Origin of the sequence: Knoellia locipacati (assembly GCF_044791685.1) — a bacterium.
Classification (GTDB): Bacteria; Actinomycetota; Actinomycetes; order Actinomycetales; family Dermatophilaceae; genus Knoellia; species Knoellia locipacati_A.
Genome location: NZ_CP087730.1, coordinates 12,877 through 37,829 on the forward strand (window position 1 = coordinate 12,877; position 24,953 = coordinate 37,829).

The 24,953-nt window shown below is 67.8% G+C and carries 19 protein-coding genes; 9 read left to right on the forward strand and 10 right to left on the reverse strand.

What is annotated here, in order from left to right:
* Positions 1-17 precede the first annotated feature (17 nt).
* Together LL946_RS00065 and LL946_RS00070 are read right to left on the reverse strand one after the other, a co-directional pair.
* The gene (locus LL946_RS00065; RefSeq protein ID WP_404383525.1) at positions 18-668 is read right to left on the reverse strand and encodes a response regulator; all 651 of its coding nucleotides are present in this window, start codon (positions 666-668) and stop codon (positions 18-20) included.
* Positions 665-1,978, reverse strand: coding sequence for a sensor histidine kinase (locus LL946_RS00070; protein ID WP_404383527.1), 1,314 nt, complete (start codon positions 1,976-1,978; stop codon positions 665-667). The genes LL946_RS00065 and LL946_RS00070 overlap by 4 nt, the downstream gene beginning before the upstream one ends.
* A 186-nt stretch (positions 1,979-2,164) precedes the next feature.
* Here LL946_RS00070 and LL946_RS00075 point away from each other — a divergent pair, with 186 nt between their 5' ends.
* The 3 genes from LL946_RS00075 (at position 2,165) to LL946_RS00085 (ending at position 4,495) form a co-directional block, all read left to right on the forward strand.
* Positions 2,165-2,650 (forward strand): hypothetical protein, encoded by a 486-nt coding sequence (locus LL946_RS00075; protein ID WP_404383529.1) that lies wholly within the window; start codon positions 2,165-2,167, stop codon positions 2,648-2,650.
* 232 nt (positions 2,651-2,882) lie between these two features.
* Positions 2,883-3,491, forward strand: a complete 609-nt coding sequence (locus tag LL946_RS00080) for a VWA domain-containing protein (protein ID WP_404383531.1) — start codon at positions 2,883-2,885, stop codon at positions 3,489-3,491.
* Positions 3,492-3,868: 377 nt separating this feature from the next.
* Positions 3,869-4,495 carry a hypothetical protein gene (locus LL946_RS00085; RefSeq protein WP_404383533.1) on the forward strand — a complete coding sequence of 209 codons (627 nt, stop codon included), beginning with the start codon at positions 3,869-3,871 and terminating at the stop codon, positions 4,493-4,495.
* Positions 4,496-4,556: 61 nt separating this feature from the next.
* Here the strand turns inward: LL946_RS00085 and LL946_RS00090 are convergent, their stop codons facing one another.
* The gene (locus LL946_RS00090) at positions 4,557-6,176 is read right to left on the reverse strand and encodes an NERD domain-containing protein (RefSeq protein WP_404383535.1); all 1,620 of its coding nucleotides are present in this window, start codon (positions 6,174-6,176) and stop codon (positions 4,557-4,559) included.
* Between the two features lie 216 nt (positions 6,177-6,392).
* Here LL946_RS00090 and LL946_RS00095 point away from each other — a divergent pair, with 216 nt between their 5' ends.
* The 4 genes from LL946_RS00095 to LL946_RS00110 are packed head-to-tail and all read left to right on the forward strand — an operon-like array spanning position 6,393 to position 10,080.
* Positions 6,393-6,623 carry a hypothetical protein gene (locus LL946_RS00095; RefSeq protein ID WP_404383537.1) on the forward strand — a complete coding sequence of 77 codons (231 nt, stop codon included), beginning with the start codon at positions 6,393-6,395 and terminating at the stop codon, positions 6,621-6,623.
* Positions 6,610-8,508 carry a hypothetical protein gene (locus tag LL946_RS00100; RefSeq protein ID WP_404383539.1) on the forward strand — a complete coding sequence of 633 codons (1,899 nt, stop codon included), beginning with the start codon at positions 6,610-6,612 and terminating at the stop codon, positions 8,506-8,508. The genes LL946_RS00095 and LL946_RS00100 overlap by 14 nt, the downstream gene beginning before the upstream one ends.
* A complete protein-coding gene (locus LL946_RS00105) occupies positions 8,501-9,346 on the forward strand; it encodes a hypothetical protein (protein ID WP_404383541.1) in 846 nt (281 codons plus the stop codon). The genes LL946_RS00100 and LL946_RS00105 overlap by 8 nt, the downstream gene beginning before the upstream one ends.
* 2 nt (positions 9,347-9,348) lie before the next feature.
* Positions 9,349-10,080 (forward strand): DUF6339 family protein, encoded by a 732-nt coding sequence (locus tag LL946_RS00110; protein WP_404386955.1) that lies wholly within the window; start codon positions 9,349-9,351, stop codon positions 10,078-10,080.
* Here the strand turns inward: LL946_RS00110 and LL946_RS00115 are convergent.
* From LL946_RS00115 to nrdR, 5 genes are all read right to left on the reverse strand, one after another.
* Positions 9,995-10,501: a very short patch repair endonuclease gene (locus LL946_RS00115; RefSeq protein ID WP_404383543.1), complete on the reverse strand. Its 507-nt coding sequence runs from the start codon at positions 10,499-10,501 to the stop codon at positions 9,995-9,997. The two genes, LL946_RS00110 and LL946_RS00115, sit on opposite strands and share 86 nt — an antisense overlap.
* Complete coding sequence (locus tag LL946_RS00120; RefSeq protein WP_404383545.1) at positions 10,498-11,682, reverse strand: type II restriction endonuclease; 1,185 nt, start codon at positions 11,680-11,682, stop codon at positions 10,498-10,500. The genes LL946_RS00115 and LL946_RS00120 overlap by 4 nt, the downstream gene beginning before the upstream one ends.
* Entirely contained in the window at positions 11,663-12,721 is a 1,059-nt protein-coding gene (gene dcm, locus LL946_RS00125; protein WP_404383547.1) for a DNA (cytosine-5-)-methyltransferase, read from the reverse strand. The genes LL946_RS00120 and dcm overlap by 20 nt, the downstream gene beginning before the upstream one ends.
* A gap of 124 nt (positions 12,722-12,845) precedes the next feature.
* Positions 12,846-15,824, reverse strand: a complete 2,979-nt coding sequence (locus tag LL946_RS00130) for a vitamin B12-dependent ribonucleotide reductase (RefSeq protein ID WP_404383549.1) — start codon at positions 15,822-15,824, stop codon at positions 12,846-12,848.
* A gap of 117 nt (positions 15,825-15,941) precedes the next feature.
* Positions 15,942-16,460 carry a transcriptional regulator NrdR gene (gene nrdR, locus LL946_RS00135; RefSeq protein ID WP_404383551.1) on the reverse strand — a complete coding sequence of 173 codons (519 nt, stop codon included), beginning with the start codon at positions 16,458-16,460 and terminating at the stop codon, positions 15,942-15,944.
* A 514-nt stretch (positions 16,461-16,974) separates the two neighbouring features.
* On the opposite strand from nrdR, the gene LL946_RS00140 reads away from it, so the two are divergent.
* Positions 16,975-21,942: a BTAD domain-containing putative transcriptional regulator gene (locus LL946_RS00140; RefSeq protein WP_404383553.1), complete on the forward strand. Its 4,968-nt coding sequence runs from the start codon at positions 16,975-16,977 to the stop codon at positions 21,940-21,942.
* A gap of 110 nt (positions 21,943-22,052) precedes the next feature.
* On the forward strand, positions 22,053-23,408 hold the full coding sequence (locus LL946_RS00145) for a hypothetical protein (RefSeq protein ID WP_404383555.1): 1,356 nt from the start codon (positions 22,053-22,055) through the stop codon (positions 23,406-23,408).
* A gap of 307 nt (positions 23,409-23,715) precedes the next feature.
* Here the strand turns inward: LL946_RS00145 and LL946_RS00150 are convergent, their stop codons facing one another.
* On the reverse strand, positions 23,716-24,234 hold the full coding sequence (locus tag LL946_RS00150; protein ID WP_404383557.1) for a hypothetical protein: 519 nt from the start codon (positions 24,232-24,234) through the stop codon (positions 23,716-23,718).
* 239 nt (positions 24,235-24,473) lie between these two features.
* The gene (locus tag LL946_RS00155) at positions 24,474-24,911 is read right to left on the reverse strand and encodes an SRPBCC domain-containing protein (RefSeq protein ID WP_404383559.1); all 438 of its coding nucleotides are present in this window, start codon (positions 24,909-24,911) and stop codon (positions 24,474-24,476) included.
* Positions 24,912-24,953 lie beyond the last annotated feature (42 nt).

A 24,953-nucleotide genomic window follows, 5' to 3' on the forward strand; every position in this document is an offset into this window, starting at 1 on the left:
CACCCTCGAGGCTGACGTCAGACCAGGCCGGCACGGTCAGCGATGATGCCGATGCCCACCCGGTTCTGCGCTCCGAGCTTGAGCTGGGCGCTCGACAGGTGCGACTTCACCGTGGCCTCACCCAAGAAGAGTTCTGCCGCGATCTGCGCCGTCGTCATCTCCCGCGCCACGCACCGCACAACATCGCGCTCCCGGTCGGTCAGCGTCGCCACGAGTCCCTCCGCGGCCCGCCTGAGGTCGCGCGCCGGGTCGGACTGCAGGTGCTCCACAAGCTGACGGGCACTTCGCGCGGACAGCGCGCCCTCACCTGACGCGACGTCCTGCACGTGCTTGATGATGTCGCGCGGACTCGCGGTCTTGAGCAGGAACTCGGACGCGCCGGCATGGACCGACCGGAGCATCACGTCGTCGCTGTCCCACGTCGTCAGCATGATCACCTTCGGCGCGGACGGCAGGGCCGTGAGGGCAGCAGTCGTGGTGATGCCGTCCTGACGCGCCATCCGCACATCCATGAGCAGGATGTCGGGGCGGTGCCGATGGATCGCGTCGATGACCTGGTCGCCGTCGTGGACACTCCCGACCACGTCAATGTCCTCGGTCGCCGAGAGCATCATCTCGAGGGCACCGCACACCAGCGGGTCGTCGTCGACGAGCAGGACGCGCGTCATGACGCCGCTCCGGCACCCGGGGTCCACACGGGACCGATCTCAGCCGCCCAGAGCCACGGCAACCTGACTGCGACCCTGAACACCCGCTGCTCGTCGACGAAGCATCGGAAGTCTCCACCCAACGCGGTCACCCGCGCCCGTATGCCGTCCAGCCCACTTCCCGGCCGGAACTCCACCGGAACGTGCGACGGCAGGTGGTTGCCCACGACGATCTCGACACCCACCTCCGGAGCGGCTCGGATCGCCACGCGGACACCGATCCCCGGAGCATGCCGGCGGGCGTTGGTCAGGAGCTCTTGGGTGACGCGGAACGCGCTCCTGCTCGTGGTGTCGTCGAGTCGTGCCAGCGCCTCGAGCTGCACCGTCGAGACGATGTTGACCCCGGTCGAGACCGTCTCGTCGATGAGGGCCGGTACGTCGTCAAGTCGTGGGACGGCCGCTGCAACGTCGGGTGAGTCCGGCTGGCGAAGCATGGCCAGGAGGGACCGAAGGTCGGCCATCGACTGCTGCGCGTTCGCCCGGACCAACGCAGCCGACTCGGCCACGCGCGGGTTGTCCTCCGACGTCACCTCGAGCGCCCCTGCGTGAAGCGACAGGAGCGACAGACGGTGCCCCAGGGCGTCGTGCACCTCCTGCGCGATCCGCTCGCGCTCCGTTTGGCGCGCAACCTCGTCGGTCAGCGAGTCGACGACGACGCGCTGCTCGCGCACGACGTGTTGCGCCTCGGTGAGCGAGCTGCGACTGCGGAGCAGGAACGCCAGCCCGACCGCCGACCCCACGAGGGCCGCCGTGATGAGCACGACCACCCACCAGCGCAGCGGGGTGAACGTGGCACTGGTGTCGTTCGAGCGCAGGAACTGCCAGAACGACCCGTCGATCGTCGTGCCTCGAGAGTCCCGCCACGTGGCGGCGAAGGTCGCAGCGGTGAGCAGCGCACCGATCCCGGCGGTGACCCGGTCCAGTCGGCGCACCATGAGCGACGCGAACGCGATGAGTGCGGCCACCGGATCAATCGGGAGCAGGAGTGTGACGACGCCGGTCCCCACGGCGATCAGCTCGGGGAAGCGTCGGCGCCACGCGAGGCTCACGCCCGCCGCCATTCCGACGAGCCAGACGGCCATCGCCATGTCCGACACGGCGCCGTTCTCGCCAAAGCTGCCGCGCCGGTGGTCCAGGAAGCTCGCCGCCAGAGAGGTGCTCATGAGGCACAGCGGCACGTAGACCGCCCATGTCCGCAGCCGTGGCCGGCGCAGCGGCTCGGGCCACCAGTCGACGCGCGAGCGGCTCGCGGGTGCGGGTGCGGTGGACATGTCGTCAAGGTAGGGCGCGGCACCGACAGAGGCGTCCCCCGAACGGCTGGACACGGCATACAGGATCTCCTCCTTTCGGGTTCGGAAGGCGAGCCGGGCTGTGGGAGACCGGAACCCGGCACACGCGATGAACTCGGCCCATCACGACAACCGGGCCGATCCGCGGCCACGACACAGGAGAACGACATGAGCGAGCACCCCAACTACGCGCCCCAGCAGCCGCAGGGTCAGTGGCAGCCGGCCTACCCGCCGGCACCGCCGGTGAAGCAGCAGAACTGGTTCATGCGGCACAAGATCATCACGGGCATCCTCAGCCTGGTCGTCATCGGGACGATCGCCGGCGCCCTCGGCGGGGGTGGGAACGCGTCCGACCCCGTGACCATCGTCGAGGGCAAGGCGTTCGACATCCGCAAGTTCGCCTATGCCGCCGGCTGGAAGGTGACCAGCAACGACTTCGGCATGGAGCTCGCCAACCTCAAGGTGACGAACAACCGCGGCGAGCGTGACGGGGCCTTCGTGCAGATCAAGTACATGAAGGGCGGCGAGGTCCTCGCCACGATCGACTGCACCTCCGACCAGATCCTCCCCGGTCAGACCGTCACGCTGAGCTGCTTCTCGACGGACAAGAAGCCCACCGGCCACGACCGGATCACGATCAACGACACGTTCTGAGTTCGCCTGACGGACAGGCCTTTTCGGTATGCCGTGTGGTCGGCTCGGGTGGGCGCGTATAGGGGTGCGCCCACCTTGCTCCGCCCCTCATCCGCTGGTCAGGGAACGGAGGCCGCGGGCACCACACCTGCCCGCGAGGCAGCGGTGACTGTCAGTGGTCACCGACACGATGGATCTCAGCACGGTGGGGTGGCACCGGGTCTCAGCTCGATCGACAGTCCAGGAGGACGCCATGACCAATCTCGACTACACACACCTGACGCTCGTCGTCGACCGCTCGGGCAGCATGGCGCAGGACCGCCTCGAGGCTGAGGCCGGCATCAACACGCTGCTCACGGAGCAGTTCGCCCTCGACGGGAAGCTCACGGTCACCCTGACGCAGTTCGACGACCGGTTCGAGACGGTCCAGCGCATGTCCGACGAGGCGTTCACGTACGAGCTGCAGCCGCGCGGCATGACCGCGCTCTTCGACGCGGTGGGCGCCGAGGTGGTGCGAACCGGTGAAGACCTCGCGGGCCTGATGGAGACGGATCGCCCCGGTCGGGTGCTCTTCGTCGTGGTGACCGACGGGCACGAGAACTCCTCACACGAGTACCCGCTGGAGCGGGTGCGTGAGCTTCTCCGCGTGCAGAAGGAGCAGTTCGGCTGGGAGGTCCAGTTCCTCGGTGCCGACGACGCCGCGTGGCAGGGGAACGCCTTGGGCGTCCGGACGACGAAGTTCGCCAACACAGGGCGCGGGAAGACCGCGGTGTTCGAGAGCATGTCAGCGTCGATGCGGGTCTACCGGGACGCACCACAACCCGTCGGCTTCGCTATGCCCGACGAGGTCGGCAACGACTGAGCGCCGGGGGCATGACGTACCGGCCACAAAGGAGGCATGCGATGGGTGAGCATCGTTTCGTTGACAGCGCGTGGGTCGACGACAACATCGCCGCCATCGACTCGGCGACCGGCGAAACCGGGTCTGCTGAGGTGGCCGAGTTGCGAACTCTGCTGTCCGGTTGGGCGGACGCCTTCTGCGACGCTCGTGAGGACGTCGTGTCCCCCGTGCTTCGTCTCCCCCGTCGTGGCCTCCTGCATGACGAAGCGCAGTCGTTCCTGCGGGCCGTGAAGGACGGTTCCGTCCGAGTGACCGACACCGGCCACTTCGCAGTCACCTGTGTCCGCCCCAAGCCGGCCGGTGGGCGGTACTCGCTCCTGAGCAAGAACGGGGACGGGGTGTCGCTCAACCTCGAGTACGTCATCCAGGCCGGGGCGACGGCTGAGCTCTTCCGCGACCACGGGTGGCCTAAGGAGGCACTCGACTTCGAGCGTGGCGAGTTCGACGCCTTCGGCTACGGGCCGGATGGACGCGTCCTCCTCGCCATGGAGGCGAAGTGCCGGGCGCGAGGCAGCGACAGCGTCGAGAAGCTCCTGCGCGAGTGGCTTCGGCTGAGCGAGGCAGGAGCAGCTGGCGCGCCGACAAATGCGAGTCGGAAGTACGCCGAGTTGCTCAGGCTGTGTGAGGGCGGGACCGTCGTCGTGTGGCTGGTGGCGGCCAACCTGCGCTGGACATTCGAGGCGACGACTGATGATGGGCGGCTCCGGCTTCGCCCACTCCTGATCCTTCCGACACAGGGGGACCTGACGTCCAGTCCCGAGGAGTTAGGGCGTGCCGTGCTGTGGGTCAAGCCGCACGATCCAGCTCTGCACGCGGCGGGGACGCAGTGCGCATCTGGCGGATGCTCGTGGTTCTGTGCCGACCAAGCGCAATGGTCGGTGGGGGTTCGTGAGGTCAGTGGCTCAGAAAGCGTGTTCGCCCTGTGCGACCCTCACCGCCGCAGGGTGGAAGCCGTCTACGCCTGACCCGGCGAGCCCGTCGGCCGCATTCGCGTCCCGACCGACGAGGCGGATCCTTGAAACCGCATCAGGAGGGCGAGATGCCCAATCGCTTCGCGACCTCAGTACCTCCCATCTCCCGGATGAGCGCGGGGTCCCCGACCACCACGAGCTTGTGGGTCGCACGAGACAGGCCCACGTAGATGCGCTCACGACTCCGCTCCCCCGCCCGCTTGTCATTGACGCACAGCACCACGACCTTGCGTTCCAGGCCCTTGCATCCCAGGACGTGGCCGTAGAACACGGAGTCCCGGTCCCAAAACGTGTCCCAGTAGCCCTCCTGGCCAAGCAGCTCCTGGAGGTTGACCTGCTCCTCGTGCCGCGCACCCGTCGTCAGCAGGCAGATGTCCTCCGGACGCCAACCCTCATCGAGGAGGACGTCGATCTGGTCGCTTGCGACCTCGGTCGCCTCTTCCGGCGCGCATGACAGGTAGGTGACGTCAGGGCCGTCGCCACCCCGGGCCATCATCCGGGTGGGAGTCAGCGATCCGAACGTGTCCGCGATCTGTCGTGTGTTGCGGAGGTTGTGATCGAGGATGAGCGGCGCCAGGGGGACGGGCGGCCGGCCAAACCTCGCGAAGACCCGCTGGTTCTCGTCCGAATAGACGAAGAGGCCTCCCTCCTCCTCATCGCGCAGCGACCGGACGATGGGGGTCCACCACAGGTCGGCGAAGTCCTGCGCCTCGTCCACGACGATGGCGTCGAACTTCTTCCCAAGCGGGAGCGCGTCGACGAGCTCAGCCATCCGCTGCGGCAGCTGCTCCTCCCAGAAATCTGGCTCGTCGCGAGTCCCGAACTCCTCCATGCCCAGGAAAGAGGCGAACTCCTCGAACCGCCCGACGAAGGCCGGTCGGTTCTTCCGGTTCTCGCCGTCGAAGTACCGCTGGAACCACGACGCCAGTCCGATCGAGTAGCACAGGAGGGCCACGCGCTGTGGCTTGATGCCCTGTCCTCCCCGAGTCAGCGACTTGGCCTGGCTCATCGCCAATAGCGTCTTGCCACTCCCCGCTCCCCCACGCACCTCGACGCGGTTGATGAGTCTCGTGACCTTGAGGATCGTCGCCTGCTCGACGGTCAGCCGGTCTGCGAGGTCTTCCTGCTCCTGCGCTTCGGCCAGGACCGAGCGTTGGGGTAGTCCACGGCCTTTGAGTATCTCGATGATCAGCTCGCAGTCGTCGAGGCTGGGGACTCGGTGACCGTTCTCCTGCAGCTTCGGGACGTCCCCCAGCCGACCCACGAGGTCCTTGAGATCGCCACGGTCCTGAATGCTCCAGCGCGGGCAATCCGGCATCTCGAAGTCGTTGGGGAGGTCCGTGTAGGGCACGACGACGGAATGCCCGAAGCGCACCCGAGCGCGACTCGAATCGCGCCAGCGTGGATCCCGCTCGACGTACTGGCGCAGGGCGTACTTCCCGTCGCGCGCCTGGTCGACAGGGTGAATGACCCGGTCCTCGCCTCGCGACGACTGGCGCCATAGCCCGTGCGAGTCGACGTGGACCGAGCCGCCTTTGACCTCCACGACGACGATGCCGACGCCGGGCATGAGGACGATGAGGTCAAGCTCATGGTCCTTCTTCTCGTCCGTCAACCGGACGTTGGCGAGCACGGTCCAGTCCTCGTCCCCCTTCTCAAGGACGGTGGACCACACCTCTCGTTCCGACTCGGTCGAGAACGAAGGCGATTCCGGTATGCCGCGTGCCGTCACCTCGGCATCGTGGCAGAACCCATCGACGCACGGGCGTCTTCAGGATTTCCCTCCGCACGGGCGTCCATGCCCATCACTGCTGGTATCCACCTGGATAAGCACTTGCCCCGAAGCCTTCTGAGGGCTATATGTCGGATATATAGCCGATAAGGAGCCGCCATGGAGTCCAAGACCGAACGCTTCAGGCGACTGGCCGCCTCCCGCGGTGACCGATTGATTCGAGAGATCGCCCTGCTCGGAAATCTCTCTAATCGCAAGAACTATGACTTCAGCCCAGAAGAAGTCGAGGCTCTGTTTGGGCCAATCGAGAACGAGCTACGTGAATGTCGGGCTAGGTTCGACCCTGACTCAACGTCAACTAGGAGGGTACGTTTCGATGACGAGTCCTGAATTCGGATTCTTCTTCGAGGAAGCCGGCAGGTCTGGCTACGAGGGGCCGAACAACCCGTCCGCTGAGTACTTCACCGGCCGCGAGCCCAGCGAGGCCATTGCCCGCGAACTCATCCAGAACGCGCTGGATGCCCGACTAAACGGCTCCACCGTTCGCGTCAACTTCCATCTGAGCCAGGTCCAGACGTCCGAGATTCCGGGCATCGACGGTCTTCGGACAGCCATGCGAGCCGCACTCACCGACGCGGAGACACTGCAGGGAGTCGGCGGTCTGAAAGACGCTCTGGCCGTCGCGAACGAGGAGTCCGTCTGGGTGCTGGCGATCTCAGACCACGGAACGAAAGGGCTGACCGGCAGCGAGTCCATCGATGACGAAAAGTCTCCGCTGAGCATCCTCACGCGAGGAACGGGTGCCTCGGCCGGAGAGGACGGACGAGGCGGCTCCTTCGGTATCGGGTCAGCAGTTGGACCGATGGCATCAAGAATGTCGACGGTCTTCTATCGGACCCTACGACGCGACGATCGCGACATCGTTGCCACCGGGTACACGCGACTTGCCACGCATCACTCGAATGGCGTTCGGCGGCGCGGCGAGGGCTTCTACACGCGGCTACACGCCCAAGACTTTGAGTACCCTCGAAATCAGATCATGTTCCCTGAGTTTCCCCTGCGGCAAGAGCCGGGAACGGACGTGTTCGTCCTCGCCTATCGGGACGCCGAGTACGACGCAATGCTGCATCGCGTACGCCGGGCGGTCGCGTCCAACTTCTTTGCGGCAGTGTCCGAGCGCAAGCTCGAGGTAAACGGAACGTCGCCCAGCGGTTCTTGGACCTTGGACAGTGACACGCTGTTGTCGACCCTTCAGGAAGACGAGAACCTCCGTAGCGAGACGCTTCCCTTCTATCGTGCGCTCCAAGATGAGAAACCCACCGTCGGTCTCCATCCGGCCCTCGGCGAGTACCGCCTCTATCTGTACGAGGATTCGGATCTGAACAAGGCGATGGGCACGATGACCATGCGTCAACCCCTGATGCGCATCGACACTTTCGTTCACCGGATCCCGCGCGCCTACGCCGCGGTTCTGGTGTGCGATGCGGACAGCGGCAATGAGCTTCTGCGCGGGATCGAGCCCCCGGAGCACACCAAGTGGAACTCACATGGCCCCCGATCGAACGCGGCGATCGTTCGCCATCTGAAGGACTTCACTCGCGATGCCCTGAGGGAGAGGCTCGGCGTCCAGTCTTCCGAAACGGCCCGGGTGAAGGGCCTGGAGAAGTTCTTGCCGCTGGTCAGTCCGACCGCAGGCGAAGGAACTGGGACTGGCAAACCCGCTGATGCCGAGGACTCAACCGATCTCGAGTCGGGCAAACGCGTGGGTATGACCCTCGCAACCTACGAGGTCCCTGCAGACCAGCAAAAGAGCTTCCGCGCTTCCGTACGGCGCCCAGCCATCGCAGATCAGGATGCCGACTCCCCGATCCACAAGGGTAAGGACGCTGGCGGCGCCGGCGAAGATCGTCAAGGCCGCGGTGGCGACATGACGGGGACGGGCGCTCAGGGGGAAGGGACCTCGCGAATTCATGCTGGAAGTGTCAAGTTCCGAAGCTTTCAGCCGCAGGGATCCGAGTACTCCGTCCTCGTACTTCGGACAGGAGTGGACGCCGAAGGCGACCTCCCTCTGGCGACCTTGGGGTCCGACGGTGGTGAAGAGGCAAATGACCTCTCCATCGCGCGTGCCTTCCTGGTCGACGGCCTCGACCGCAAAGAGCTTGAGTCAGATGGACTGACCTTGAAGAACGTTGCGATCTTGGCCGGTACGGCGAATCGCATCGAGGTCTCCTTCAACACTGGGCGCGCCTACAGATTGGCGGTGAAGCATGGCTAGCCGCGGCTCATACCCTCACCCCGTTCTCGACAACTCCGACGACATTAAGGGCGACTTCCGCCTGAGCGCCGTATCGGTCACACCGACTTCTGACTTCGTCGACATAGCCTTCGACACCTTCATCGAGAACGAAGAGATCCGCGATCTGTACATCACGGGCAGCCTGACCCTCAGAGCACGGTGGCGTTGCACTGCAACGTTTAGTTCGGGGGCCCTTGCCTTGACTGCAGATTGGCAACCAACTGGGGCCATCCATTGCACGGCTGCTCTGGACCACGAGGATCTCGACGGGCGGGTGGACGTGACTGTCATGCTCGTCGCCAATCAGCAGCTGAAGCTCCAACTGTCCAGTCAACACGAGGATTACGACGGAGCCGAGTTCGCCCTCGCTCAGGGCGTCTTGGCGGGCCATGCGGGAACGTTCTCGTTCGATGCGCGCAAGAGCTACGACCCAATGCGCCCTCCGCTCGAGTCATGCTTTCGGTTCCAGGAGAAGACGACGAAGAAGCCATACATAGAAATCGACACCAGCGCGGCCGACCACGTGCTTGTGGAGATCCCGCAAGCGCAGTACGCGCAGTTCGTCGACCAGTCCGTCATGCCCGAAGTTCAGATCGCGACCGTGGTTCTTCCCGCGTTGGTCCAAGCGCTTGTTGACTGCGCCGAGGATCGCGATCCAGAGGTCGGTGGCTGGAAGGCCACCCTCCGAGCTCTGAGTGAGGCCAACAGCAGAGCGGGAGATAGTCCACTGGCTCAAGCTCAAGCGATTCTGGGGGATCCCCTCGCTACCGGCTTCAAGCGACTCGCGCTGTTGGTTCAAGATGAGGAGACCGAGTGACGATGTCCATAGCCATGGTCCTGCGCAAGGACGCTACAGACGCGGTCTGGTCTGCCCTTGAAGAGAGCGCCTCAACGGCTGGGTTCCTTGAAACGAGCAGCAGCATTACCGCTGACCCCGCCAATCTGTTGGAGCTTCCGTTCAACACTTCGGCTCTCCCCGAACTGCTTGCGGGACAGGATCGGGCGACGTCCGAGTTCAACAATGCTGTAGCCATATATGAGGCGCTCGGCGCTATGCCCAGGGTGGCAGCGGCAGATGAACGACTCTGGACCTACCTAGCTCTGGGACCGTTCCGGCCCTACATGGAGGGGCGATGGCCCCTTGATGGGCTTCGCTCGTGGAAGAAGCGGACACAGGACCGCTGGCTGATCAAGAGCGCGACCTACGGGACCCTCATCAGGCACGGCATCGCCAGACTCTGGTGGCTCGCAGAACTGACTTACGATCCCACTCTGCAGAGCCCATTGAGCCGGGAGCTGGAGGATCCGTGGGCATACCTCCGGGTCGCTCTGGCCAATGAGGACCGCATAGTGGCCATCTTCGACCGCGACTCCGGACTGAACCCCACCCTTCGGTTGGCACTTCTGGAGTTCTGTCACCGCAACGAGCCCAGCGAGGCCGAGCTCCGCTCGCTGATGAAGGAGGTCACGCTGTTGGCCGGCTATCGCGACCTCTCGGCGGTCGACCCGGCGAGTCTGTTGCCGCTCCTCGAGGAGCTTCGAGCCGGTTAGACCACAGGTCCACTACGCGGCCTCCCTGTGCCGCGGTCGACACTTCGTCACGAAGATCGTGCTCCCATAACCTCAACACACGCCAGCCCTGGTTCTCCAAAAACTGACTCGTGCCGAGGTCTCGTTCCACATTGGCCTGGAGTTTTGCCACCCACCATTCCGCGTTTGCCTTCGCCGGTACGGAATGGTCCGGGCAACCGTGCCAGAAGCAACCATCGACGAACACCGCAACCTTCTGTCGAGTGAACGCGATGTCGATCGTTCGCCGCGGCAGGCCGGGGACGGGAAAGTTCACGCGATAGCGCAACCCCCGCTTGTGGAGCTCCCGACGCAGGGCCAGCTCCGGCTTCGTGTCGCGAACAGCTTGGGCAGAGAGTCGAGCTCTAACGCTCTCGCTCGAAGCCTGGGGCCGTCCCGTCACGCTGCCTTCTGGTTAGCCAATTTGATGAAGTCCTCGATTGTCATCAGGTACCCACGATCGTCCGGAGCGTAGGCGTCGTGCAAGACCCTAGGCACAACCAACTGAACCCGAGCCTCGCGCATCTCTCGAATCTGGTTGCTGCTGACACCCTTCTGCAGGGTCACCAAGTAGCGCGTCCTGACCCGCGGCGCCTCCGCACTGACCTGCCTCCAGCGGTCTTTGCATGTGGTCTTTGCGGCGATCACCAGGACGTCGTCGAGCTCATCATCCGAGGCTGCGTAGTACTTCGCTGCTGACGGAACCACGAAGTCCGGCTTCGTGCCGTCGAGGGTGGGCTGTGGTTCGAAGAGCAGGCGCCTCGACAGCAACAAGGCCTTGAGGTGCTCCTCCAGCGACTTCCCCGCCCGCGCCTTGCGTCGCTGGGTGATCGACTGTGCCACCCGGAGAAAGGAGTCGACCGCGTCGAACCGTTGTGACACGTCAGCGAGGACGAGTTGATCCTCCAACGCCTTGAACATGTCGTACTCAAGAGTGACGTGCTTCATGAGCACGTCGTCAGCATCGAGACCGTCCGAGGACCCACAAGACTCAGCGATACGCCTGGCGGTCGCTGACATCACGGCGGTGGTGGGGAACTGAGTCCATTCGCGGACCTGCGCGAGGATGCCCAGGTGCTCACACTCGCTCGATGTCTCGGTGGAGCGAACACGACCACCACTGTCGGTGTAGAGCGCCCAGGAAGAGTCATCAAGGTTCAGCCCCAGGGCCGCTGTGACCTCGTCCACGTCCTCGGCGTCATCGAGCACGTGGCCGAGCCAGTCGGTCGATGCTCGGCGGATCAACACCAGGACCGAACCCAGTCGCTCAGGTCGCAGCGGCCAGAACTCGCGAATCTTGTTGAAGCGAGTCAGCCGGTATTCAGCACGAGTGCCGACGCCGTACCACTTGATGACCGAGTCCGTGACAGTGCCATCGGACCACTCAAGACGGATCTCGTGATCGTGGTTGATTCCCTTGTCGGGTGGCTGCGGCGTGAAGTAGCCGTGCACCAGCTTCGAGAGGTGGAACCCTCTTTGGTGGCCGCCGGTGATGCCAACGTCATTGGGTTGGATGACCTTGAGGAAGGCGCCCCCGTACTCCAATGCTTGGGCGATGACTTGGTCAGCCAGCGACGAGGCCATGATCCTTTTGGGTTTCTACGATCTCGCGCCAGTCGAGGCCGGCGTGCGTGGCTTGGTCGAGCACGACCTCGATCTGACGGGCCACCGCTTGCGCAACCTTGGGCACAACTGCGTTGCCGAATTGGCGGTACGCCTGCGTGTCAGAGACAACGATGTCGAGTCGTTCCATCGGGAAGCCCATCAGCCGCCCTGCCTCCAGTGGCGTGAGCCTGCGGGGGTTCTTGCCTCGCTGACGGATGAGGATCTCCGAGCCGTCCTTGTGATACCTCGCGGACAGGGTACGACTCACACCATCCAGATCAGGCAGCCCGAAGCCAAACCCGTTCCCCTTGGCCTTGTGCTTGGCGGCATACATCTGAAGGTAGGTCCACAGGTGATTTGACAGCGTGTACTTCGCGTCCACCCTTGGGTCGAGGATGTCCTTCAGGGCGTGCTGCCCAAGGACAGGAGAAGGGTGGGCGAATGGCACACCCTCAGGGAAGGTCTGCTGGAACACGTCACGGCGAAAACCGACGATGAAAAGGCGCTCTCGGTGCTGCGGCACCCAACCGGCAGCATCGACGATCTCCGCATGAACTTCGTAGCCCAGTTCATCGAGGGTGTCGGAGATGACCTGCCACGTCTTGCCGCGATCATGCGACTTCAGGTTCTTGACGTTCTCGAGGAGGATCACCGGCGGCTGCTTCACGCGGATGATCTCCGCCAGCGCGAAGAAGAGGTTCCCCTGTTTGACGTCCGCGAAACCGTGCGCACGCCCGAGCGAGATCTTCTTGGACACCCCGGCGATGCTGAATGGCTGACACGGGAAGCCCGCCGCCAGGATGTGGTGTTCAGGAATGGACGTTGGATCGATCGCATTGATGTCGCCGGCAGGCCGCTCACCAAACCAGGCTTCGTACGTCTGCTGGGCGAACTTGTCCCACTCCGACGAGAAGACACACTCTCCGCCGATGGACTCGAGGCCAAGACGCAAACCACCGATCCCGGCGAAGAGGTCGATGAACTCGAACTGTGGGCCACCGCGATCGATCAGTTCCACGAAATCTCCTCTGTCACAACACTCTTGCGCCAACGACCCACTCTTGATTCGACCCACGTTCATTCTCGACGCGCTGGGCCCGAGTGAGTCTCACCCGGGCCCAGCGTGTCGCGACTTTGCTTGTTCAGCTGCAGCCGCTGGTGCTTCCGCAACCCTCACAGACGTAGCACGAACCCGCCGGGCGCATCTTCGTGCCGCAAGTCATGCACATCGGCGCGTCGGCCGACACACCCTGGAACTTCTCGAGCAGCTCAGCCGACGAGTGCACGTCGCCCGAGATCTCGCGAGCCGAGGCCGCACCGGCGCCGGACTTCACCTCGCTGGCGTGCTCGACCTCGTCGACCGCCGGGGACTCCCCCGCCGTCTTCGGAGCAGCCTCGGCCGTCTTCTTCGGTGAGCTCGCACCGACACCCTGCGAGAAGGACTCGATCTCGTCCTCGAGCGCCTCGGTGTCCTCGTCGTCGACCGTCGAGGGGGCGTACGAGCCCGTCTCGAGCTGGCGCTGACGCTCCTCGGCGGTGTGGATGCCCATGAACGACCGGGTCTCGAAGTCGAGGTGGTCGAGCGCCAGGCGACGGAAGACGTAGTCGACGAGCGACTGGCCCATCCGGATGTCCTGGTCGTCGGTCATGCCGGCCGGCTCGAAGCGCATGTTCGAGTACTTCTCGACGAACGTCTCGAGCGGCACGCCGTACTGGAGACCGACGGAGACCGCGATCGAGAACGCGTCCATGACACCGGCGAGGGTCGAGCCCTGCTTGCCGAACTTGAGGAAGACCTCACCGAGGCGACCGTCGGCGTACGTGCCGGCGGTGAGGTAGCCCTCGGCGCCACCGATCGCGAACGACGTGGTCTGCGAGGAGCGACGCTTGGGCAGGCGCTCACGCGTCGGCCGGTAGACGACCTTCTCGACGACCTTGGCCTCGCCGGCAGCTGCGGCGTCGGCAGCGACACCGGCAGCCTTGTCCGCCGCAGCGTCCTTGGCGGTCGAGCCGCCGTCGGACAGCGGCTGGCCAACCTTGCAGTTGTCGCGGTACACCGCGAGCGCCTTGAGGCCCATCTTCCAGCCCTGGATGTAGACGTCCTCGATCTGCTCGACCGTGGCGTCCTCGGGCAGGTTGACCGTCTTCGAGATGGCACCGGAGAGGAACGGCTGCGTCGCCGCCATCATCCGCACGTGACCCATCGGGGAGATGGAGCGCGCACCCATGGCGGTGTCGAAGATCTCGTAGTGCTCCGGCTTGAGGCCGGGCGCGTCGATGACGTGACCCTTGTCGGCGATGAACTCGACGATCGCCTCGACCGTCTCCTCCGTGTAGCCGAGCTTGCGCAGGGCACGCGGGATGGTGAGGTTGACGATCTGCATCGAGCCGCCACCGACGAGCTTCTTGAACTTGACGAGCGAGAAGTCCGGCTCGATGCCGGTCGTGTCGCAGTCCATCATGAAGCCGATGGTGCCGGTCGGGGCGAGCACCGACGCCTGGGCGTTGCGGTAGCCGTTCTTCTCGCCGACCTTGACGACGGCGTCCCACGCCTTCGTGGCAGCGCGGTGGATGTCCTTGTCCATCGTGCTCAGCGTGCGGACCGCGTCGTTGGCGGCGGCGTGCTTGCGCATGACCCGCTTGTGGGCGTCCGCGTTGCGGGCGTACCCGGCATACGGACCGACGACACCAGCGAGCTCGGCGGACCGCTTGTACGCGGCACCGGTGAGCAGCGAGGTGATGGACGCGGCGAGCGCACGGCCACCGTCGGAGTCGTAGCCGTGGCCGGTCGCCATGAGCAGCGCACCGAGGTTGGCGTAGCCGATCCCGAGCTGGCGGTAGTTGCGGGTCGTCTCACCGATCGGCTCGGTCGGGAAGTCCGCGAAGCAGATCGAGATGTCCATGGCCGTGATGACGAGCTCGGCGACCTGCTGGAACTTCGCGACGTCGAACGTGTCGTCGTCCTTGAGGAACTTGAGCAGGTTGAGCGAGGCCAGGTTGCACGAGGAGTTGTCGAGCGACATGTACTCGGAGCAGGGGTTGGACGCGGTGATGCGACCCGTCTCCGGGTTGGTGTGCCAGTCGTTGATCGTGTCGTCGTACTGGATGCCCGGGTCGGCGCACTCCCACGCGGCCTTGGCGATCTTGCCCATGAGCTCACGGGCGTCGACGGTCTCGATGACCGAGCCGTCCTTGCGCGAACGCAGCCCGAAGTCGGTGCCGTCCTCGACGGCCTTCATGAACTCGTCGTTGACACGGACCGAGTTGTTGGCGTTCTGGTACTGGACACTCACGATGTCCTTGCCGCCGAGGTCCATGTCGAAGCCGGCGTCACGCAGCGCGCGGATCTTGTCCTCCTCGCGCGCCTTGGTCTCGACGAACTCGACGATGTCGGGGTGGTCGACGTCGAGGACGACCATCTTGGCCGCACGACGGGTGGCGCCACCGGACTTGATCGTCCCCGCGGACGCGTCGGCGCCACGCATGAACGACACCGGGCCCGAGGCCGTGCCACCGGAGGAGAGCAGCTCCTTGGAGGAGCGGATGCGCGAGAGGTTGAGGCCTGCACCCGAGCCGCCCTTGAAGATGAAGCCCTCCTCCTTGTACCAGTTGAGGATGGAGTCCATCGAGTCGTCGACCGAGAGGATGAAGCAGGCCGAGACCTGCTGCGGGCTCTTGGTGCCGACGTTGAACCAGACCGGCGAGTTGAAGCTGAACACCTGGTGCAGCAGGGCGTAGGTCAGCTCGTGCTCGAAGATCTCGGCGTCCTCGGGAGCGGCGAAGTAGCCGTGCTCCTTGCCCGCCTTGACGTAGGTGAGGACGACACGGTCGATGAGCTGCTTGAGCCCCTGCTCGCGCTCGGGGGTGCCGACGGCGCCGCGGAAGTACTTGGTCGTGACGATCGTGGAGGCGTTGACGCTCCAGAAGTCGGGGAACTCGACACCACGCTGCTCGAAGATCGTCTCGCCGGTCTTCCAGTTCTGCTGGACGACGTCGCGCTTCTCCCAGGTCACCTCGTCATAGGGGTGCACGCCAGGCGTGGTGTAGATCCGCTCGACGGCAATGCCTCTGCCCTTGGCGGACTTGCGGGCACCTGCACGTGCACCGGCGGTCTCGGTCATGACTGCTCCCTCTTCTGCCCGGCACCCGCCGGACGTATGTGTGACCTGGTTTCTTTTCTACCCGCGGGCACTGACAGTGGCGCGGTCCTGCTTTACTTCGTTCGTTCGGTATGCCGGTCAGTCCGGCGAGGTGACCGAGGCACCTTCTGGAGCGGACGGCATACCCCGGTCCGGCTCCTCCCCTGTTGCGTCACGTTCGACGCGCAGCAGCGTGATGGCCTGCTCGAAGTCCTCGAGGCTGTCGAAGGCCTGGTAGACGCTGGCGAACCGCAGGTAGGCGACCTCGTCGAGGCTCCGCAGCGGCTCGAGGACGGCGAGGCCGACCTCGTGTGCGTCGACCTCGGCCTGCCCCAGGCCGCGGATCGACTCCTCGACCTGGTGGGCGAGCAGCGCCAGCTGGTCCTCGGTGACCGGTCGGCCCTGGCAGGCCTTGCGGACGCCGACGAGCACCTTGGGCCGGCTGAACGGCTCGGTCGCCCCGGACCGCTTGACGACGGACAGGGCCGCGGTCTCGACGGTCGTGAAGCGCTTGCCGCACTCGGGGCACTGGCGGCGACGGCGGATGCTCGCGCCGTCGTCGGTGGCCCGGGAGTCCATGACGCGGGAGTCGGTGTGGCGGCAGAACGGGCAGTGCATGGACCGGGCTCCTTGTCGCGTGCGCGGGGACGGCTGGTGGGGACAACTCTGGGGACGCGTTGGGGACAACGTGTGGAGAACTGCCCCGCCCCTGTGAACCATATGTGGATGAACTACATCGGTGTAACCACTAGATGTTGTGCCAAGTATGCGCCCGTGTGACGCGCGCCGCAAGCCCTTCCGCACAGTTCTGCGTGTCGCCGTGCAGCCGTGCGGCGCGGGCCCTCCCGGACCGGCGTGTCGCCACACCCGCCACACCCTTCGCAGCCCCTCCGGCGGGCCGGATCGGGTGCTCGGGCTGGACACCGCAGGCGGCAAACGACGGCGTCCTGCCGCCCGCTGAGCACGCAGGCCACGCAAATCTGCACCCCTTGCCGCCTGGTGTGCCCGCCAGCGACCGACACACAGCGCGACCGGAGCGCGACCGGAGCGCGACCGGAGCCCGGGACCGTGGGGGAAGTCGACCGCCACCAATTCGAGGACAGGTGTGACAGTGCCCCCCTATCGTCAGCACGTGGACTACAGCGTCCTCGGCCCGCTGCGGGTCAGCAACGGGCACGGGCTCATCGAGATCCGTGGCGTCAAGGAGCGCACCCTCCTGGCCCACCTCATCTCCGCAGGCGGCCGACTCGTCCCCAGCAGCGAGCTCATCGACTCGCTCTGGCAGGACGACCCGCCCGCGAGCGCGGGCAAGTCGCTCCAGACGTTCGTGCTGCGCCTGCGCAACGCCCTCGAACCCGACCGCCAGGGCGGTCCGCAGATCCTGCTCACCGAGGGCCCCGGCTATCGGCTCGCCGTCGACCCGGGCACCGTCGACGCCGAGCGGTTTTCCCGGCTCGTCACCGTCGGTCGCCGCGCCCTCGAGGACGGCAGGCCGGAGAGCGCGAGCACGACGCTCGGTGAGGCGCTGTCGATGTGGCGCGGGCCGGCATACGCCGGGTTCGACCACGCCCGCTTCGCCCAGGCGGAGGCGCGACGGCTCGAGGAGCTGCGCCTCGCCGCGACCGAGGACCAGCTCGGCGCGGAGGTCGCGCTCGGACGCCTCGCCGCCGCCATCCCCGAGCTCGAGCGTCTCGTCGGCGCGCACCCCCTGCGGGAGCGGCTGTGGGAGATGCTCATGCTCGCGCTCTACCGCGACGGACGTCAGGGTGAGGCGCTGACGACGTACGAGCGGGCCCGCACGAGGCTGTCCGACGAGCTCGGCGTCGACCCCGGTGCCGGCCTGCGCGCCCTCCACAGCCGGGTCCTCGCCCACGATCCCACTCTCCGGCCCACCACATCACGGCTCAGCCTGCCGGTCGAGCTGTCCGCCACCCGCCCCCGCAGCGTGGGCCGCGACGCCGAGCTCGACCGGCTGCGCCAGGCGTGGCAGCGCTCCCTGCGCTCCTCCTCGACCACGGTGCTCGTGCGCGGGCCGGTCGGCGCCGGCGCCTCGGCGATGACCGCCGACCTCGCCACCGAGGTCGCCCGCAGCGGCGCCGAGGTGCGCTACCAGGCGGCCGGCTCCCCCGCCGACGATGCACCGGTCGCACCCGGGCGGCCGGTGCTCCTCGTCGCCGACCACGTCGAGCCGTCACGTGCCGCGACGATGGTGGTCAGGCTCGACGGCCCCCACGCCTCCACCGACGGCGTCGACGAGGTGGTCGACCTCGCGCCACTGGGCGCGGGCGACGTGCGCGAGATCCTCACCGACTACCTCCCCGCCGACGCCGTCGACGACGTCCTCGAACCGGTCCTCACCCGCTCGCACGGCTGGCCGGGCGCCGTGCACGAGGCCGCGACCATCCATGCCCGGGCCCACGCGACGCAACGGGTCGGCGTCGCGGCCCGGCGCACCGACGAGAGCAGCACCTCGCTCGCGAGCGCACGCGCCGACCTCGTCGACAGCGTCGTCGACCTGCGCGAGACCGAGTACCCCGCTGCCGGAGCCGACCCGTCCCAGTGCCCGTGGCAGGGACTTGCCGCATACGACGTCGAGGACGCGCGGTGGTATGCCGGCCGCGAGCGTCTCGTGGCCGAGCTCGTCGCGCGCGTGGCCTCCTCCAGAGCCATCGCCCTGGTGGGCGCGTCCGGGTCGGGCAAGTCGTCGGCCCTGCGGGCCGGGCTCGTCGCCTCCCTCGCCGCCGACGTCCTCCCGGGGAGCGCAGCGTGGTCGGTCGTCGTCATGCGCCCCGGGTCGCACCCCCTGCGCGAGCTGGCCCGGGCCGCGCTCGGCCGTGGGCACAGCGACGTCGGCGACCTCATCTCCCAGCTGCTCACCACCGACGGTGAGGCACGCACCCGCACGGTCCTCGTCGTCGACCAGCTCGAGGAGGTGTGGACGGTGTGCGACGACGAGCAGGAGCGCGCGCAGTTCCTCGACACCCTGGCCGAGCTCGCGACCGACCCCCGTTCGGACGTCACCGTGGTCGTGGCGCTGCGGGCGGACCGCACCGGCGAGCTCGCCGAGCACGCGGCACTGGCGGCCGTCGTCGGCGACGCCACGGTCCTCGTGGGCGCACCGACCGCCGCGGAGGTGCGGCGCACGATCGACCGGCCGGCGGCGGCGGCCGGGCTGCGGCTCGACGAGGGCCTGGCCGACACGATCGTCTCCGACGCCGGCACCGAGCCCGGACTGCTGCCGCTGCTGTCGACGTCGCTCACCCAGCTGTGGGAACAGCGGGACGGGACGAACCTCACCTACGCGGCGTACGTGCGGACGGGCGGACTGAGCGGCGCGATCGCGACGCTCGCCGAGGAGTGCTTCGACGGGCTGACGCCGGAGCAGCAGCAGAGTGCGCGGTCCCTGCTGCTCCGGCTCACCGGACCCGGCGACGGAGCCGGCGTGACGCGTCGGCGCGTATCGCTCACTGAGCTGGATGCCCTGTCCGACAGCGGGATTCGCCCCGCCCTCGACGACCTCGCCGCCGCCCGCCTGCTCACCGTCACCGACGGGCACGTCGAGGTCGCGCACGAGGCGCTCTTCCGTGAGTGGCCACGGCTGCGAGGCTGGCTCGTCGAGGACGCGGCCGGTCGCGCGGTCCAGCGGCGGCTGGCCGTGGCGGCGACCGAGTGGGACGTGGAGGGGCGCGAGCCGGCCGGACTGTGGTCGGGCACGCGGCTGGCCTCCGGGCTCGAAGTCCTCCAGGCACGCCCCGAGGAGCTCACCACCGTCGAGCGCGCCTTCCTCGACGCGAGCCAGGAGTCGACGGAGGCGGCGCGGCGCCAGGCCGAGGAACGCGCCACGTCGACGGCTCGACAGAACCGGCGGCTGCGCTGGCTGCTCGCCGGGATCGCCGCGGTGCTCGTCGCGGCCCTCGTCGCCGGCCTGCTCGCGTGGCGGTCACGCCAGGAGGCCTCGGCGAACGCCGTGAGCGCCGACGCCCGCCGACTCGCCGCGACCGCACTCAACATGGACTACCCGGACACTGCGCTGCTCACGGCGATCGAGGCGACCAAGCTCGAGCAGAGCCCCGAGACCTACGGCGGGCTGCTCACCCTGCTGGCGCGCCAGCCGTCGGTCGTCCACCGCGTCCGCACCACCAACCGGTTCCTGCGCAACGCCGTCAGCCCCGACGGAAACACCGTCTACGTCAGCGAGAACCATGGACGCCTCTGGGCCATCGACGCAACGACCGGCGAGACCCGGTGGCAGGTGAACACGCCCGAGGATGCCCAGATCGGCAACCTCAGCGTCACCCCGGACGGCTCGGGGGTCCTCGGGACCCTCGGACGGGAGCCGACCTCGGTGCTCACCCGCTTCGACGCGCGCGACGGCTCGGTGGTGTGGGAGCTCTCGTCCGCCGACCTGCCGGCCGACCCGGCATCAGACCGGCCTCCGTACCTGCACTGGGGAGGTTTCGACGGCTCCGGCACCTTCCACGTCCAGACCGACACGCGTCTGTATGCCGTCGACCCCGCGACCGGGAAGGTGCGCAGCTCCGTGGCGTGGCCGGCATACAGCCAGGCCGCGATGGAGAACCTCGCCATCTGGCCGGACGGCCGCGCCAGTCGCGGTGCGGGCTTCGAGCCGGACTCGGGCAGCGTCGTCATCGACACCCGTGGGACGCGCCCACCGACGCGAGTCGCCGGCGAGATCCTCGCCGTCTCCCCCAAGGGTGACCGGGCTGCGGTCGTCACGCGGAGCGCGTCCGGCCGGGCCGTCACGCTCATCGACACGGCCACCCTCAAGAACGTGGGGGCCGCGGTTCCGCTCGAGGCCGACGGGCGCACCGGGGGCTGGAACCGCGCCGGCACGCGGCTGGCGATTGGCAGCGAGGCGACGGTCACCGTCTACGACGCCGCGACGATGGACCAGCTCCACCGGCTCGAGGGCCACAAGGGCAGCGTCCTCGGTGTCGTCTTCGGCGGCCCGGACGAGGACCTGCTGTGGACGGCCGGGCGCGACGGCACGGCGGTCGGGTTCGACCTGTCGGGGACCCGGACCATCATCGCGGACGAGTCGATCGAGGCCCGGGTCTACGCAGGCGAGGCACCCGTGTCCGGGGACGTCGGGGTCTCGGTCCACTTCTACGACGACAAGCCCAACACCGCCGAGCTCGTCAACCTCACGTCGGGTGACAAGGTCGCCGACCTGCCCCTGCCCGACGCCGAGGAGTGCAGCTGCCAGGTGACGTCAGTGGCGATGGTGCCCGACGGGCGCACGGCGCTGGTGTCGGCGATGTGGTTCACCGAGGACTTCGGGGTGGTCGAGGACAAGGGGGCGATCCACGTCTGGGACGTCGCGTCGCGCAAGCAGGTCGGCGTCGTGGCCCTGCCCGAGCCGGGGTTCTCCCTCGACGTGTCCTCCGACGGGACGCGCGCCGTGGCCAACGGGGTGCACGGGGTCATGTCCGTCGACCTGAGCGCGAAGCGCGTCACCGGTCACCTCCGCGACGTCGACCCGGAGCCGATGCGGGGCGACCAGGTCCCGCAGATCGCCCTCTCCCCCGACGGCCGGTTGGCCGCCGTCGCCCGGGTCGACGCCCTCGTGGTCGTCGACGTCGCGACCATGCGTGAGGTGCGGCGCCTCGAAGGTCTCAACGCCGAGAAGCAGCTCGTCGGCGCGGTGACGTGGAGCAAGGACGGCGAGACGGTCATCGCGGGCGACTTCGCCGGCTGGATCCGCTTCCTGCGGGCGGACACCCTGGAGCCGGCGGCGCCGAAGCGCCTCATCGCAGCCGGGTTCGTCATCGGCGCCACGGTCAGCCCGGACGGGTCGGTGCTCGCCACCCTGGGCACGGACGGCGACCTCACCCTGTGGGACACCGCAACGTGGCGGCCCTACGGCAAGCCGGTGGTCGACGAGCAGGCGTGGGGCTTCGTGCACTTCCCCGACGCCCAGCACGTGCAGGTGCTCTACGACTCGAGCCGCAGGGTGCGACTGCGGGTTGACCGCGAGGCCTGGGTGGCGGCGGCGTGCTCCGCGGCCAACCGCAACCTCACCGTCGACGAGGCCGCGATCGTCCTACCCGGCCGCCCGGTGCCCACCACCTGCGCCTGACCTGGGGAACGCGGTCCGCGACCGGACCGCGACCGGGTCGCGACCGGCCCGCGCGAGTCTCGGTGCAGCGGGCCGGGACCGGCCGGCATACCGGACAAGGAAGGCACCCCATGCACACTCGACGTACGGCCGTGGCGGCTGCGACCACGGCGGCCCTCACGCTCAGCCTCTCGGTGGTGGCGGCGTCCACCGCGACCAGCGCCTTCGGCTCACCCGCGCCGGCCGGCTGCAGGCTCGTGGAGCTGCTGCCGCCACCCGGCGGTTTCGACGCCGGTGTCATGGACATCGAGGTGGTGGACGGCACGACGGTCTACTACGGCAACTACCAGGTCGTCGAGGACGACATCCAGACCCAGCGCGCCGTCATCTGGAGGGGGATCGACGGGGCGCCGGAGCCGGTCGACACCGGGCTCGGCAAGTTCGCCGACATCGCCTACGAGCTGACGTCCACCGGCCTGGTCAACGGCGCCAGCGAGGACCGCGACATGGGCGGCGTCGTCAACTGGGTCCTCGACATCACGACGATGGAGCTCACCGTGGTCAGCGCGTCGTCGGGCACGACCGACACCACCCTGCTGCTGCGTCGGGTCAACGACTCCGGCGCGCTCGTCGGAAGCGACGTCCGGGGTGTGGGTGACGGCAGCCCTCGCCGCAACGGGTTCAGCGCCGTCGGGCTGGAGTCCGCGACGTCCAGCCCGTTCAGGCTCCCGTCGACGGGGTCCGGGTCGAACGCCGAGGGCATCAACGCCCAGGGTGACCGCGTCGGGATCATCGCCAAGGCCAAGCGTCCCCAGAACCCGCACTGGACCGACTACGACCCGACGCTGTGGCGGGCCGACGGCTCGGTCGTCACGATGGACCGGGTCGGCATCGACGCCGTCCCGTGGGAGGTCAAGGACGACGGCAGCGCCGGTGGCGAGGGCTTCTGGGGCTGGGATACCCGGGCCGGCCACATGGAGGCGGTCTACTGGCCGACGCCGGACGAGGCGGTCGGGCTGGGTGTCGTCGACGGCGGTGCGTACTCCCGGGTCTTCGGACTCGACGAGGGCGGCTGGGCCGTCGGTGGCGTCGAGCGCTGGACCGAGGAGGGCGACCCGTACCACGACCCGTGGCGGGGCAGCGTCTTCCACTCCTTCCTCTACATCCACGGCGAGACGGGGGCCGACCACCTGCGCGTGCTGCCGTCGCTCTGGTCGGTCGAGAACGGTGTCGACGACTGGCACCAGTGGCGTGGGAGCGCGGTCCACGCGGTCAACGCCGAGCTCGACCAGGTGGCGAGCGGGTCGGACACGGGACTGGACGGGCAGGGCGTGCCGACCCAGGGAGCGACGGTCTACCTCAACGCCTCCCAGTGCGGCATCGAGGTGCCGACGACGCACGACCCGTACCACCTCGCCTCGCTGGAGCAGGCGCGGGCGGAGTCGGACCGGGTCGCGCAGGGTGCGGCCCGCGGCCCGAGGCACTGAGTCGCAGCGCCCTCCCCGAGGGCGCTGACCGGTCCGCCCCACCGTCGTCGCAGCGCATGGGCCGCGCGGTGGAGCCGGACCCGAGCGGTGGAGGACAGGGAACCTCCCCGCACGCGCTGTGCACTGCTGCGCTCCGGCGCAGCAGTGCACAGTGGCGTCACGGTCACCTCGCCATCGCGTCGCCCCCAGCCCCCAGACGCAGACGCAGCCCCAGTCCCAGACGCAGGTATGCCGGCCGCTCACGGGAGCGGCCGGCACACCTGCGCGATCGGGTCGGGTCGGGTCGGGTCGGGTCGGCGGGGTCGGGTCAGAGGTTCGGGCCCTCGGCCCGGAGCTTGTCGACCTCGCTCATGGCCTCGCGGAGCTGGCCGAGCCACTCGTCGGCGTGCTGGCCGACGAGCCGGACCGACCATGCGAGCGCGTCGCTGCGCGAGCGGGCGACGCCGGCGTCGACGAGGGTGTCGAGGACCTGGCGCTCGGGCTGGCGCAGCCGGGTCATGACCGGCGCGGCGAGGTGGGTGAACAGCGCCTGCGTCTCGCCGAGACGGACGCCCCAGGAGACCTTGCGCTCGTAGCGGGCCTCGGCCTCGCGGGCGATCCCGATGCGTTGCTCCTTGGTGTCGCTGCGCCAGCGGCTGATCCGGCCCTCCGCCTCGGCTCCCTCGAGGTTCTCGTCCGGCAGCGTGCCGATCACGGTGATCTCGTCGCGGTCGACGCGGACGTCGACCTCGGTGAACCACTCGTCGGGCAGCCGACCGGCGAACCAGTCACGGGCGTCGTCCGCGCTGGGGACGTCGGCCTGCTGCCAGCCTCCCGGCCGGCCCATGCCGCGACCGCCGCCAGGGCCGCGGCCTCGACTCGGTCCACGACCGGGCATGCCACGGCGCTGGGCGCGCTCTGTCGGGCGTGGACCGTCCGCAAACTCTGCGTGGGGGTGGTGGGACCTCATGATGGGTCTCCTTCCTGATCCTGCTGCACTGCTTCTTGCAGTGCTTACACAATTACAAAACTGCAGGAGCAAGGCAATCATTCCCCACGGACGTCGGGGCGGTCGCTCTCCACGACTCAGCCGGACACGACTCCCCCGAACCGGTCGAGGGCGTTCTCCCAGTGCTGGAGGTCGCCGCGCGGGTCTCCGGCGATGCCGTGCCCCTCGTGGTAGAGATCGACCTTGGTGCCGTCTCCGTCTGCGTGCAGCTGCACGTCGAGGAGGCTGAGCGGACCGTCCCGGTGCGGGTGCCAGGTCACCCGCACCTGCTCGAGGGGGTGGAAGCTGCGGACGACGCCGTGCGAGCCGTCTTCCGCGGACCACGGCTCCCCCTTGCGCCCGAGGCGGGCTCCCTCACCCAGGAGAGCTTCGGTCCCCTCGAGGCTGACGAGGTGGCGCCACACCTCCTCGGCTGGCACGGGCAGCGTGGCCGTGGCATGCACGCCCATGGCGGGATCCGTCTCCGACAGGGCGTCCCCGCTGTCGTCGGGAAGTGCGTCGACCTCACTGCTCATGGCTGACCTCCGTCCACGTGGCCTGCCCCCGGCGGGCAGCCC